The 11,125-nt window shown below is 58.4% G+C and carries 11 protein-coding genes and 1 pseudogene; 3 read left to right on the top strand and 9 right to left on the bottom strand.

Annotation, left to right across the window (positions count from 1 at the left end; translation table 11 throughout):
• Positions 1-43: 43 nt before the first annotated feature.
• On the bottom strand, positions 44-3,790 hold the full coding sequence (locus RMO15_RS06950) for a DUF3857 domain-containing protein (protein ID WP_309709717.1): 3,747 nt from the start codon (positions 3,788-3,790) through the stop codon (positions 44-46).
• A gap of 90 nt (positions 3,791-3,880) precedes the next feature.
• On the opposite strand from RMO15_RS06950, the gene RMO15_RS06955 reads away from it, so the two are divergent.
• Positions 3,881-5,128, top strand: coding sequence for a M24 family metallopeptidase (locus tag RMO15_RS06955; RefSeq protein WP_309709719.1), 1,248 nt, complete (start codon positions 3,881-3,883; stop codon positions 5,126-5,128).
• Between the two features lie 5 nt (positions 5,129-5,133).
• Here RMO15_RS06955 and RMO15_RS06960 read toward each other — a convergent pair whose 3' ends face one another.
• From RMO15_RS06960 to RMO15_RS06980, 5 genes and pseudogenes are all read right to left on the bottom strand, one after another.
• Positions 5,134-5,457, bottom strand: a complete 324-nt coding sequence (locus RMO15_RS06960) for a hypothetical protein (protein ID WP_309709721.1) — start codon at positions 5,455-5,457, stop codon at positions 5,134-5,136.
• The gene (locus RMO15_RS06965) at positions 5,458-6,048 is read right to left on the bottom strand and encodes a hypothetical protein (RefSeq protein ID WP_309709724.1); all 591 of its coding nucleotides are present in this window, start codon (positions 6,046-6,048) and stop codon (positions 5,458-5,460) included. It abuts the gene before it with no gap.
• A gap of 3 nt (positions 6,049-6,051) precedes the next feature.
• On the bottom strand, positions 6,052-6,570 hold the full coding sequence (locus RMO15_RS06970) for an FKBP-type peptidyl-prolyl cis-trans isomerase (RefSeq protein WP_309709727.1): 519 nt from the start codon (positions 6,568-6,570) through the stop codon (positions 6,052-6,054).
• 5 nt (positions 6,571-6,575) lie between these two features.
• On the bottom strand, positions 6,576-8,114 hold the full coding sequence (locus RMO15_RS06975; RefSeq protein WP_309709729.1) for an FKBP-type peptidyl-prolyl cis-trans isomerase: 1,539 nt from the start codon (positions 8,112-8,114) through the stop codon (positions 6,576-6,578).
• Between the two features lie 6 nt (positions 8,115-8,120).
• A pseudogene (locus RMO15_RS06980) lies at positions 8,121-8,456 on the bottom strand (FKBP-type peptidyl-prolyl cis-trans isomerase); the annotation flags it as partial.
• Positions 8,457-8,537: 81 nt separating this feature from the next.
• Between RMO15_RS06980 and RMO15_RS06985 the strand changes: the two are divergent.
• Positions 8,538-9,206 carry a hypothetical protein gene (locus RMO15_RS06985; protein ID WP_309709734.1) on the top strand — a complete coding sequence of 223 codons (669 nt, stop codon included), beginning with the start codon at positions 8,538-8,540 and terminating at the stop codon, positions 9,204-9,206.
• A 209-nt stretch (positions 9,207-9,415) separates the two neighbouring features.
• On the top strand, positions 9,416-9,697 hold the full coding sequence (locus tag RMO15_RS06990; RefSeq protein ID WP_309709736.1) for a hypothetical protein: 282 nt from the start codon (positions 9,416-9,418) through the stop codon (positions 9,695-9,697).
• A gap of 9 nt (positions 9,698-9,706) precedes the next feature.
• Here the strand turns inward: RMO15_RS06990 and RMO15_RS06995 are convergent, their stop codons facing one another.
• The 3 genes from RMO15_RS06995 to RMO15_RS07005 all read right to left on the bottom strand — a co-directional run.
• Positions 9,707-10,402 carry a C1 family peptidase gene (locus RMO15_RS06995; protein ID WP_309709739.1) on the bottom strand — a complete coding sequence of 232 codons (696 nt, stop codon included), beginning with the start codon at positions 10,400-10,402 and terminating at the stop codon, positions 9,707-9,709.
• Positions 10,403-10,423: 21 nt separating this feature from the next.
• Positions 10,424-10,834 (bottom strand): DUF4288 domain-containing protein, encoded by a 411-nt coding sequence (locus RMO15_RS07000; protein ID WP_309709741.1) that lies wholly within the window; start codon positions 10,832-10,834, stop codon positions 10,424-10,426.
• Between the two features lie 7 nt (positions 10,835-10,841).
• Positions 10,842-11,125, bottom strand: a 284-nt coding sequence (locus tag RMO15_RS07005) for a hypothetical protein (protein WP_309709743.1), incomplete at its 5' end; no start/stop codon positions are given.

Here is an 11,125-nt window from a genome sequence, read left to right on the forward strand (position 1 = left end):
CACAGAGCGCGGCCAACGCGATAAAAGTAAAACGCATCAAATCTTAGTTCCTCTTCAAAACCAGAGGGGTCTGCCCCTCTTTTTCTAACTTCTCGATAAAGGCTCGGAATGCCGCCGCCTGGGCCACGGGAATACGGGTCGCCGTTATAACGACACTTCGCTCGGCAGTGAGAGTGCTGCCTTCTTGCTTGAATGTCAGCGTGAAGCGGCCAAACGGGCTCTCTTCGGTCACGGTGGGCCGCGCCTCTTGCAGCGAGTAGCCCGGAGGCAGAGTCAGGCGAACGGTGCTCTTGTAGGTTCCTCGGTAGCTGGCAAACTCAATGTCTTGTGTGCGACTTGGCTCCGTCAGTGCCGTGGCAGCGCGACTGAGCGGGGAAGTTTTGTTCCAGGGCAGGGGCACCAGCAGGAAGTTACCCGCTCCCTGTGCATAGCGATCCACCGAGTAGGTGCAGGACAGGCCCGCCGATGATTCCGTCTCATTAAGCCGTATGAGAGCGGACTTTTCTACCTGCATCCGCTCGACGAACTGCGCCATGGTTCGCTTGACGGCCTCATCCCGCGACGACTCAGGTATCGCGAGAAAGCCATTGCGCAGACCTCCTGCCGAGCTTCCGAAGGTATCCAGCTCCAGAGATCCTGTGAGCTTGCCATCGGGTGCCAGGGAGATGACATGGGTATCGGTGAGCCCCTCTTGCTCCACGGGGAGAAGCGGGATAAGCGAGAGCTGGGTCTGATCCTCCCCGATAATCAGGCAAGAGACACCCTGGTCTGCCTGAGGCAGGCTCCCAAAGGCCAGCCGGTTGGCCGTGCCATCAATAAACATTGGGCCATTTTCGGTCTCGACCACGGCAATAGCATGGTTGAAGCGCGGCGAGGGTAAGTACGGAGTCAGGCCGTCATCACGCCCACTGAGGAGCACCATCCGGCTCTTGATTCCCACATGCGCCAGCATCGCTGTCAGAAGTGCAGCCTTGTCTTTGCAGTCGCCGTAGGTCTCGCGGAGCACTTTCTTGCCCTCGGTAGGAATAAAAGCACTCATCCGAAAGGCACCGGACTGGTACTGGATCTTATCGGAGACAAAGCGCACTAAGGCGAGAAGCTTCTCACGCTCCGTGGTCTTCCCTTTGGTCAGCTCCTCCGCCTTGGCCTTGATCACCGCCTCCGGCAGACAGAGTGGTCCCGAGAGATCGCGGTACCAGTCAATGATCTCTTTCCAGGAGCCAAACGAGGAAATATCCAGCCAGAGCCCGCTGTCGGTGCTGCCCGGGGAGAAGGCTTCCGGCTTGGGGGCACGAAGGTCGGTCGCTTTCCACTCCTGAATCTTCCACTCTCCCCGCTCTTGAACGACGGGAGTTAGTTCTCCCCCGTGCAGCTTGGTCTGAATCGTCATCGCCTTGGGGGTCACCAGGACGTAGCGAGAGAGCCGGACATCCGCTCCCTGGCTGCTGAAGTACCAGTTGCGCCAGAACTTGCCCGCAAGCCCACCATCGGGGAAGTCCTCGACACGCTGAAGAATCTCGATGGTGTCGCCGGCCTCCAGGGAGGGAAACTGTGCGTAACCTTGTGCCAGGTGCTCCCGCATGTCCACACTCTTACCATCGGGCTTGATGATCCGCGAGATCTCCACGGTCGGGCGGCTGGAGTTCGTCCAGTACTGAAGCCCATAGCTCTGGTAGCGCTTGGCGGCGGCTTCATCAAGCACAGTAATGATATTGTGCTGATAGTGCAGCGCCGCACCATCGGGATAGACCACGCAGCGCCCTTCATCTAGCAGGGTAACCGTCGAGACTCCCGCCAGCTCTCCCACTTTTGGTCGCTTGGCGATAAGGGGTGCCGTTGGAGTGGCAGCGGCAAGCGCGATCACGGGCTGGGCACCTGAGAGTGTCTGGAGCTTGTCACGGAGCTGAACGGCAGAGGGGTCTAGCCGTATCGCTTCCTTCAAGAGGGCGATGGCCTGCGGCTTGTTGCCACGCTGCTTCTCTAGCTCTCCCAGCTCCGCTGCGATATCGCTGTCATTGGGCCAGCCGCGCCGCGCCCGCGTGAGAACGTCTGCTGCTTTCGTCAGATTTCCCGCTCCCTGGTAGAGCTTGGCCAGACTGGTGTAGTCGCTCTGATCGGTCGGGTCGCTCTGGATGCGTTTTGTGTAGGCCGCGACTGCCTCCGCTGTTTTTCCCGCCTCGGAGGTGCGCTCTGTCTGAAACTCCAGTAAGTCCGAGTTCGTCGGATAGCGTAGTAGCGCCTGAGCCAGCACACGCGCGGCCTCGGCATCGCGGTCAAAGTGCGCCAGCCACCGAGAGTAGCTTGCGAGGGCATCACCTTCCCCGCTCAGTGCGACCGCCTGCTTTGCAGCGGCCAAGGCACTATCGGGCGACTTGGCTTTCTCATGAAGCGCGACGAGCTGCCAGGGGATGCGCGCACTGGCAGGAAACCGTGTGGCCAGGCTCTTCCAGGTAGCCACCTGCTCTCCAAGCGGCTTGCCTCGAAGTGTCTCTCCTGCAGCGGCGGCTTCCGCACCTGCCAGGAACTTGCAGACTTGTCGGGCGGCATCCCGCTCTGTCCGGGCTTCGTCGCGCCGCTCGTCCGCATTGAGCGCGAGGGCAAGCTGCCAGCGTGTCCAGGCGGACTTGGGAGCCAGCTCCACCGCATGCTTGAGCACGGCCAGAGCCTGCTCGTGGTCATCGGACTCATTGAGCTGAAAACCCAACCAGGTCTGTGCTTCGGGGTTTGCCGCAAGAGCGGTGGCTCTTAGTGCCTGAATACTAGCAGGCTGTAGAGGCAGGAGCGGCGTGGCGGGTGCCTTAACAGCCCCCAGCACGGCTTTTGTGGGATCGGCCTGAAGCGCAAGGCCACGCTCCTCGCCGCCGGGCAGCGTGAAGCGAAGCTGAAAGTGTGCCGAGTGTTTCTCATCGTCGGCCAGCTTAAGAAGAACCGTGTTCCAGCCTTTGTTTAGATGCACGGAAACACTCAATGTGTCGGTGAGGCAGATTTGCGACGAGCGGTAGATCGGGTCTTCGGCAACCAGGAGCCCATTGAGCCAGAGTTTGGTTGCACCATCCGCCGTGTAGCGAATCACCACATCACGCTCCGCTTCGGCGAAGACCGCCGTCGTGGCATAAAAAACATTGTCTTTATTGTTCCCCAAAGATGTTGCCACCGAGACATACCCCTCAGGGGTAACAATTGCCTGAGGCTGCCAGCGGATGGAAAGCCGGTTTTTCCCCGTGACTTGATCGCCGGCGCTCATCCCCAGCTCAGGGGGAAATGCCTTGGCATAGCCTGAACGGGAGACATTGTCAAACGAGCCGAGGGTGTGCCACTTGCGGACATAGCCCAGCTCATCCCACGCCTTCTGCGCCTCGACAAGCCGCCCCTCGCGGTGGTGCAAATCTCCGATGGTGTGGAGCGCCGAGGCACGCTGAGGCACCGAAGCGGCCTTGCTCTGTCGAACCGACAGAGCGGCTTTCATCAGCACATCGTGGCGGGCTTGCCGGTGACACATGTCCAGAAACGGCTGCCAGAGTGCCACGGCCTGCCAAGAGCCTGGTGCGTTCAGAAAAACAGGAAGGAGACTTGTGACCGATGCGGACTCATTCTCCTCAAGGTGCTGGAGAAGCCCTAGCCCACGGGCAGCCTCGATATCGGTAGGACTCTTCTGGCGCACCGCAACGAAAGCCGCTTTGGCTTCGGGGTGCTTCCCTTGAAGAAGTAAGTCCCAAGCAGCACGCGCCGTGACGGCACTCGGTTGGGAAAGAGAGACAGGCGAGACAGGGGCAAAGGGAACAAATGGCATGGGAAAATCTCCTATGAGAAATTTCGTCAAGGTGGCCTAAATTCCCTCCTGTGGAATCATCGGGCTATCTTCGGTAAAATCAGCTCTGACATGGAATCTATTATTGAGACGCGCCGAGTGCGCACCGCTGCCACCTGGGGCATTCACGACGAGATTGTGCTGATTCACGCGGGGGGCCAGCTTGGGCGACCTGGTGGTCAAGACCAGTGCTACCCCTACCGAGCACATCCCCACTTCCGCTGGCTAACAGAGCTCTCGGTTCGGGATGCCGTGCTCGCTTTTGATCCGAGTGAGGGCTGGACGGAGTTCTTCCCCACGATCACGCCTATGGACACGGTCTGGGAGGGGCTCTTGCCGCTTAACCGTGGTCGTGCTCTGAGTGAGCTCCCGGCATGGCTGGAGAAGAGGCAGGGCAAGGCCATCACCCATTTAGGAGCGGGCCATGATCAGACTATGAGCCCGCTGGAGCAGCGCCTGCTGGAGGCACGCCGCCCCAAAGACGAAGCCGAGCTTCTCTTGATGCATAAGGCAGTCACCGCCACGGCTGCCGGATTCGCTGCGGCACGCGATATTTTGCGAGAAGGGCTCACCGAGCGTGAGCTTCAGATTGAGATCGAGACCGCCTTTGCCCGAAACGGAGCCACGGGAGTCGCCTACGATACCATTGTCGGCTTCGGCCCGACATCGGCGATTTTCCATGCGGAGCCGGGCAGCCGCGCCCTGAAACCTGGCGAACAGGTCTTGATAGATGCGGGAGCGGAGGTCGAGGGCTACTGTGCCGATGTGACGCGCACACTCCCCGGCCCGGGCGGCTTCACCAGCCAGCAAGCGGAGCTCTACGCCCTGCTCGACAGTGTGGAACGCGCCTGCTGTGATGCTTGCCGTCCGGGAGTAGAGTGGCACGAGATCCACCGAATGGCCGCACGTGGAATTGCGGCGGGCTTAGGCGAGCTCGGGATACTCCGTGGCTCCCCCGACGAGGCGCTCGAAACCGAGGCGATTGCCCTGTTCTTCCCGCATGGCGTGGGGCATTTGGTCGGGCTAGGAGTTCGGGATGCCAGCGGCGTGGGGCCAGGGAGAGGCGAGAAGCGCCGCTGCTGTGGTGTCACACCCCGCTGCGACCTCGTGCTAGAGCCCGGTTTTCTAGTGACCGTCGAGCCCGGTATCTACTTTATTCCCACCCTGCTCAACGATCCCGTTAACCGCGAGAAATTCGCCGCACAAGTCAACTGGCCCACGCTCGACAAGTGGCTTATACCGGGTGGCTTCCGTATTGAGGATGATATTTTAGTCAGCGACATTGAGCCAATTAACTTAACCGCAGAAATTCCTCGCTAAAGGGTTCATGCATCTCCCTGCAGCCACCAAAGCTCGGTGCCTGCGGGGAGACCTTGGGGGTCGAAGGGGTAAGAAATGGTCAGGTGCACCGAGTCCGTTGGGCTTACCAGGGCCGATCCATCAGCAAGTCTCAGTGCGGGAATCCCAAAGGCCAAGAGCTGGGCGCTCATAATGGTTCCACTGGGGTACCGAAGCTCCAAGATCTCACCGGGCTTGAGGCGCTTCAGTTCAGGGCGGAAGTCCAGCTCCTCCATCGCAAGACCGGGCTGCAGGTAGACACCCAGCTCATCACGCTGGCCGGTTGCAATCGTCAGTACAAAGATCGCCACTTACAGAATCTTTATCAGCTCGATCTCAATCGCACCGAGCTTGCGCTTGCCGCCCACTTTCATGCCCTTCACTGCCGCTTCGAGCGTGGGATCTATCTCACCAGAGCCTACCATGAACATCTCCGCCGGGTTTGTCGGCTTTGCCGCGACGTAGCGAACCACCACCGTCTGCCCCAGTGTCACCTCAGCCCCCGCTCCGACGAGAATATCTGTCGCGGTGCCGGAGAGTGGTTCCGGCGACGAAATCGGGGCGGGAGAGGGCTGGGGTGAGGGAGAAGTCGAGGGAGAAGCCGCGGGAGCGGGCGACGCAAGTGGGGCAGGTGCGGGTGGCTCAAAAACCGTGGGAGGATGCGCTCCTGGAGCCTGGGGGAGCCAGCGATCCAGCACTGGGTACTTGGTCACAACCTGGGTTCGGCTCCAAGCGAGCCCCCGGTTCAGGTGATTGGGAGCCCACTTCCGGGCCAACCAGAGCGAGCCTGCCAGCAGCAGAACGAGCACCACGAGGCAGCCACAGCAGCCCCCACGACCGCGACGTGGCTTTGATCTCCGAGAACTGCCTGCGGACTTAGGGCTGGTGGCTCCTGTGGACATGGACTAGTTGACTTTCACAAGCTCAACCTCAAAGACAAGTGTGGCACCAGGAGGGATCTTGCCCTGACCTTGCTCACCGTACCCCAGTGCGGGGGGAATCACAAGCTTGCGCTTTCCACCCGCTTTCATGCCCGGAATCCCTTCATTCCAGCCCGCAATCACTTGGCCAGGCAGAGTTAAGGGATATGGATTCCCACTATCTTTAGACGAGTCGAACGGGGTGCCATCGGTGAGCCAGCCGGAATAATGCACCTCGATACTGGTTCCGTTCTTTGCCTCTTTACCGGTTCCAACTTGGAGATCCTCATACTTGAGCCCATTGGCCATGGTAACTGCCTTTGAGCCGAGCTTTGCCTTAGGCCCATCGGGTGTACTCGCCGCAGCCGGAGCCGGGCTAGAGGCGCTTGCAGGGTCAGCAGGTGGCGGAGCATCCTTTGGGGCTAAGAATTTTCCCACAATAAAAAGTGCGACAAGAATTCCCAGGGCAATCGCAATGGGTTTCACAATAGGATTAGTATTCATAATCGTTATCCGTTTACCTCCAAAAGTTCAAGATCAAAGATAAGCGTACTGTTGGCAGGAATTCCTTCCCGTGCATTATCTTTATAACCAAGATCAGCAGGAATAATCAGCAGGCGCTTCCCTCCCACTTTCATCGAAGCCACTCCCTCATCGAACCCGTCAATGACTTGCTTCGGATTCGCGCCGACTTTGAAACTAAACGGTGTTCGTCCCGGGTTCAGCGAGGAGTCGAAAATGCTCCCGTTGAGTAGTGAACCCGTGTAGTTCACGGTCGCCATCTGCCCACTATTCGGGGACACGCCCGTTCCAACGAGCTTCTCAATGTACTTGAGCCCGCTCGAATTGGTGACAATGCTGCCCACAAAGACCGCCTGAGAGACGCTGGTTCCTGCGACAGTCACCTGAACCACCGCATAGCCCGTCACCACACCGGTCGCGGCTCCTGCCGGCGTTATCGTCAGAGCATCACCGCCACGGGTCACCGAGAAGCTTGCGCCCTCAGTTCCCACGGGGACATCGGCGCCACTGGCATCTTTTACCGTGATTGCCACGGTTTTCGTTTCCGCCACCGCAAGATTTTGTAGCTGGGGGATCGTCAGCGTCACATTGCCGGTGGGAATCACCCGAACACTTGCGACAGCGCTCTCCAGGCCGGGAATCTTTGCCTTCACTTTGAGCACGCCCAGTTTTGCCCCGGTCACGCGCCCTGTATTGGTCACGCTGCCCGTATCGGCACCGCTGGTTACCTCAAAGGTGAGCAGCGCGGGATCGTAGCTGATAGGGCTACCATCAGCATCGGTGAAGCTGAACTCCAGCGGCTTGTCCTCCCCGATCTTGACGCTCTGACCGGCGGCAACGACCCCCGTCGCGGTTCCGGGAGCACGCACTTCGATTTCAAAGGGATCGCTGGTCTTGCCATCGAGGGCAGCGCTTACCCGCGCAACTCCCGCTGCTTTGGCCGTGAGCTTACCATCGGGTGTCAGGGTCGCCGCCTCACTTCCACTCAGCAGTGTGAAAGTCGCGGAGCCCGCCGAGACCGCAACAGCGGCCCCGTTTCCATCGATCGCGGAGAGCACTAGATCCGCATTCTGGCCCACCGTGAGCCGTGCCGGGCTCGTGATTGCCACTTTCTGGATTTTCCCTACCAGAAGCACTTCCCCGGCCCCGGTTCCATCATCGGCCAGGTTGATCGCTTTACTGGCTGTCCCCACCACCGCACCAGCCCCCCCTTTGCCCGCATAGAACGTCACGGTTAGAAGATTCGGGCCAGGAGCCACTTGCTGAGGTGAGACATAGCTCTGGGTGTAGCCTGCGGCATCTGCCGTACGATCAATCGCCGGGAAGTTCCCCTGCTTGACCGAGACAACGGCGGAGAGCGCGGAGCTAAGGGCATTGACGCCACGGCTCCGGGCAGCCCAAGCAATATCGAGCTTGAGTGCCGTGGTGGCCGCTGTGGTGGAGGAGCTATCCCCTCCTCCACAGCCAGCCAGAACAAAGAGAGGGGTGGCGAGCATTAGAGCAGCCAGAAAAACGGGTCGTCGCATGTGAGCCTATTTTACCGCGAGCAGTTCGACATCGAAAATCAGAGTCGCATTCGGGGGAATAACGCCACCCGCACCCGCCGCGCCGTAGGCCAAGTTGCTAGGGATGGTCAGGGTTCGTCGCCCGCCCACTTTCATAGACGCCACGCCTTCGTCCCAGCCCTTAATCACCATGCCTACCCCGATCGTAAAGACAAACGGCTGATTGCGATCCCGCGAGGAATCAAACTTTTTGCCATCGAGCAGGGTTCCGGTGTAGTGCACCGAGACCGCACGCCCTACCACAGGAGACTCTCCCGTACCCACAACCACATCTTCATATTGTAGCCCAGAGGCCGTCGTAACAGTTGACATGCCTAACAGTGTACCAGAATCCTGACCATGTTCAGGTATAGTAACAGCACCACTTATACCTGAGGTACGCTCATGTTCGCTCGTGATCCTTTACCTTTTTTCAGCGCCCCATTCACGTTCAAGAAGAATGCCAATCATATTTACGTAAAGCTCAGTCTACAAGATGGCCCGCCTATGGATTTCATGGTAGATACCGGCTGTCCCTATACACTTGTCGTCACACAGCAGCTCGCCAAACAGGTTGGTCTAAAGCCCCTCAATGCTCAAAGTGCACTCACAAAGTATGGGATGGTATCAGAGCCGACCAGGATTTCCTTCGCGGAGACAGCGTATCGGCGCAGTGCGGATGTGGTCAAGCATGACCTCCCCGGAGCGATGATCCTCACGGAGAAAAACGTCGGTTCCTACTTTGAAGAAAAGCGATTTGGAGGCATTCTAGGGCTAGGTTTCCTCTATTTGTTCAATGTCCTCATCTCTTACCAGAAAAAGCAGCTCTCTTTCTTTGCCCAGGAAGATCCGTATCCTATCCTTGCCTCGGCTCCTGAGCTTCCATTTCTCCTAGACACAGCCAAAGATCAGTTTATGCGAGTCTCGATCGATATTCCGGGCCTGGAAGTCAAGCTGTCAAATGTTGTCTTTGATACGGGTTCTATCTACACGATTCTGCCAAAAAACGGGTTAACAAAAAGTTTATCGATCAACACCCCGACCGTTGGGAACTCAAGCGGATGTTGGGCCTAGGCACGCTTCATTCCGGTTACTACTTCAAAAAGGAGCCTGTCTGCCTGCCCTCAGGTGTTTCCATAGGAAAAGGTGTTTTCTGTAGCCTGGCCAATGATGTTTCTGAAGAGAACCTGTCGGTTACAGCTCTCCTTGGGCAAGATGTGCTCAGTGGGCGTGATCAGTTCTTGAATTTTCAGCTAAGCAAGGTATTCTTTATTTAGAAGATAATGTCACCACAAAAACTCCTTGCCTATCTCTTGGACACTGCCCAAGACCTGCTCTCCACTGCGACCTACGAGAGCCAGACCTACAAAGCGCCAGTGATTGTCCACTGGCTCGCCGGACTGCTAGAGTCCACGGCACCCGATGTCACGCCGCTCCTAATCGCCATCTCCGACCCGATAACCGGTGAGGCGATCGAAGAGATCACCCACGAGGCTCTCTTAGAGTTGCGTCTCAAGCTCCCCGATGGCACTGAGCTCTCTGGAATCCGCACTCTGGTACGGTAGAGAAAAAACCTACTCGTAGACATAAGCATCGTTGATGTAGGGGCGCAAGTAGGCATCGCTCATGTAGCCAAAGCCCTTGTCCCCCCAGCTCGGCCCGGCCCAGTTTGCAAAAACCCAGAGCTTACCTTCATCGGAGTAGCCCACGAGGGCGAGGGAGTGACCATCAAAAACGTCTGAGGCGGGGATATAGTCCATCACGGAAAGCCCCTCGATGCTCACGTCCTTGCCTTTACCGCCCTTGGGCCAGCGCAGGCCAATCGCGACTGGAATTCCGCGCCGAAGTATTGCCTTCATCTCTCCAACTTGCCTATCCGTGATGACTTCCTGGGTGCTCCAGGGCTTGATAAAGTGGCCTTTGAGGCGCGGTGTCTGCTTAGCCTTCTCCAGCAACGGAGGCTCGGGGGTTAGCTCGGCGTTGTAGCGGGGGGCGTAGGGCAAGGCACTCTCTCCTGCCATCCCGTAGCGCTCGAAGCCCGCCGCGATCCGATCAAAGAAGTCGCCGTCTTTTTTCTGCCCCGTCGCCGTGTTCTTAGCCCAGTTGAGAAACTCCACCGAGAGCGGCTCGGAGAGCTTGCGCTTTTTGCGCAGCAGGAACTCAATGCAGAACGTCATCGCAAACACACTGCACGTCCCCCGGCTCCCCTGCGAGCGCGCCATCATCCTAAGCTTCGCCACCTCAGGTCGCAAGTCCACATCGAACTTCATCAACGTCTCCTTTACACACGTTTACCTCAGAAGCTCCGGGTGGTACGCGTCGCCCTCTTCGTCCGGCCCGCCGGGTTCAAAAACCACACACACCGGCTTGCCACCAATCAGACGATCCAGATCGGCCTTGTCTTTGACAGAGTACTGCATCCAGGTAACCTCAGCTGCATCGCCTGGTGCCTCCAAAAGTTGAATTAAGTTTCGTACGCCAACCAAACGCCACCGGGCAGGCTGATTATCGAAGGTAAGCCCCTCGCTCCCGACCCGCGCCTCTTCATGCCCAAGCTCCTCTGCACGCTCCCAGGCTTCGGTTCCACTCGCGGCGTGGATAAGATAGATATTTTCCCAGACGGGGTAGTAGCCCAAATCGCCCTCCAGCAGCTCAGTAGCGAGGAGAACATGAGCCACGTACCAGTGTTTCTCATCTTGCATTGCAGGTCTACTCCCCGATCTTGGTCGCTTTGCCGTAGATGCCATGCTTTCCCACCCAGCCGTTGATCCCGCCCCGGTTGTTGCCGATCTGGAACCGCTCGCCGTCTATGGTCTTGATGAGGTGCAGGTAGTCTTTCCCACCACAGCGCACCAGCACAATATCGCCTACCGAGAGAGTAGATAGCTCACAGGGTGCGACGGTTACCAAGTCGCCGTCGTTGACGCGGCCCTTCATTGAGTGCCCACGGGGACGAATCTGCAACTGTACGGACGATTTCATAAAGCCAGTAT

The sequence above is a fragment of the Armatimonas sp. genome, assembly GCF_031410135.1.
Taxonomy (GTDB): Bacteria; Armatimonadota; Armatimonadia; order Armatimonadales; family Armatimonadaceae; genus Armatimonas.

What these genes read in the sequence shown, in the direction of transcription:
- RMO15_RS06950 (WP_309709717.1), bottom strand. Translation starts at nt 3,790, where the DNA reads ATGCCATTTGTTCCCTTTGCCCCTGTCTCGCCTGTCTCTCTTTCCCAA.
- RMO15_RS06955 (WP_309709719.1), top strand. Translation starts at nt 3,881, where the DNA reads ATGGAATCTATTATTGAGACGCGCCGAGTGCGCACCGCTGCCACCTGG.
- RMO15_RS06965 (WP_309709724.1), bottom strand. Translation starts at nt 6,048, where the DNA reads ATGTCCACAGGAGCCACCAGCCCTAAGTCCGCAGGCAGTTCTCGGAGA.
- RMO15_RS06970 (WP_309709727.1), bottom strand. Translation starts at nt 6,570, where the DNA reads ATGAATACTAATCCTATTGTGAAACCCATTGCGATTGCCCTGGGAATT.
- RMO15_RS06975 (WP_309709729.1), bottom strand. Translation starts at nt 8,114, where the DNA reads ATGCGACGACCCGTTTTTCTGGCTGCTCTAATGCTCGCCACCCCTCTC.
- RMO15_RS06985 (WP_309709734.1), top strand. Translation starts at nt 8,538, where the DNA reads ATGTTCGCTCGTGATCCTTTACCTTTTTTCAGCGCCCCATTCACGTTC.
- RMO15_RS06990 (WP_309709736.1), top strand. Translation starts at nt 9,416, where the DNA reads ATGTCACCACAAAAACTCCTTGCCTATCTCTTGGACACTGCCCAAGAC.
- RMO15_RS06995 (WP_309709739.1), bottom strand. Translation starts at nt 10,402, where the DNA reads ATGAAGTTCGATGTGGACTTGCGACCTGAGGTGGCGAAGCTTAGGATG.
- RMO15_RS07000 (WP_309709741.1), bottom strand. Translation starts at nt 10,834, where the DNA reads ATGCAAGATGAGAAACACTGGTACGTGGCTCATGTTCTCCTCGCTACT.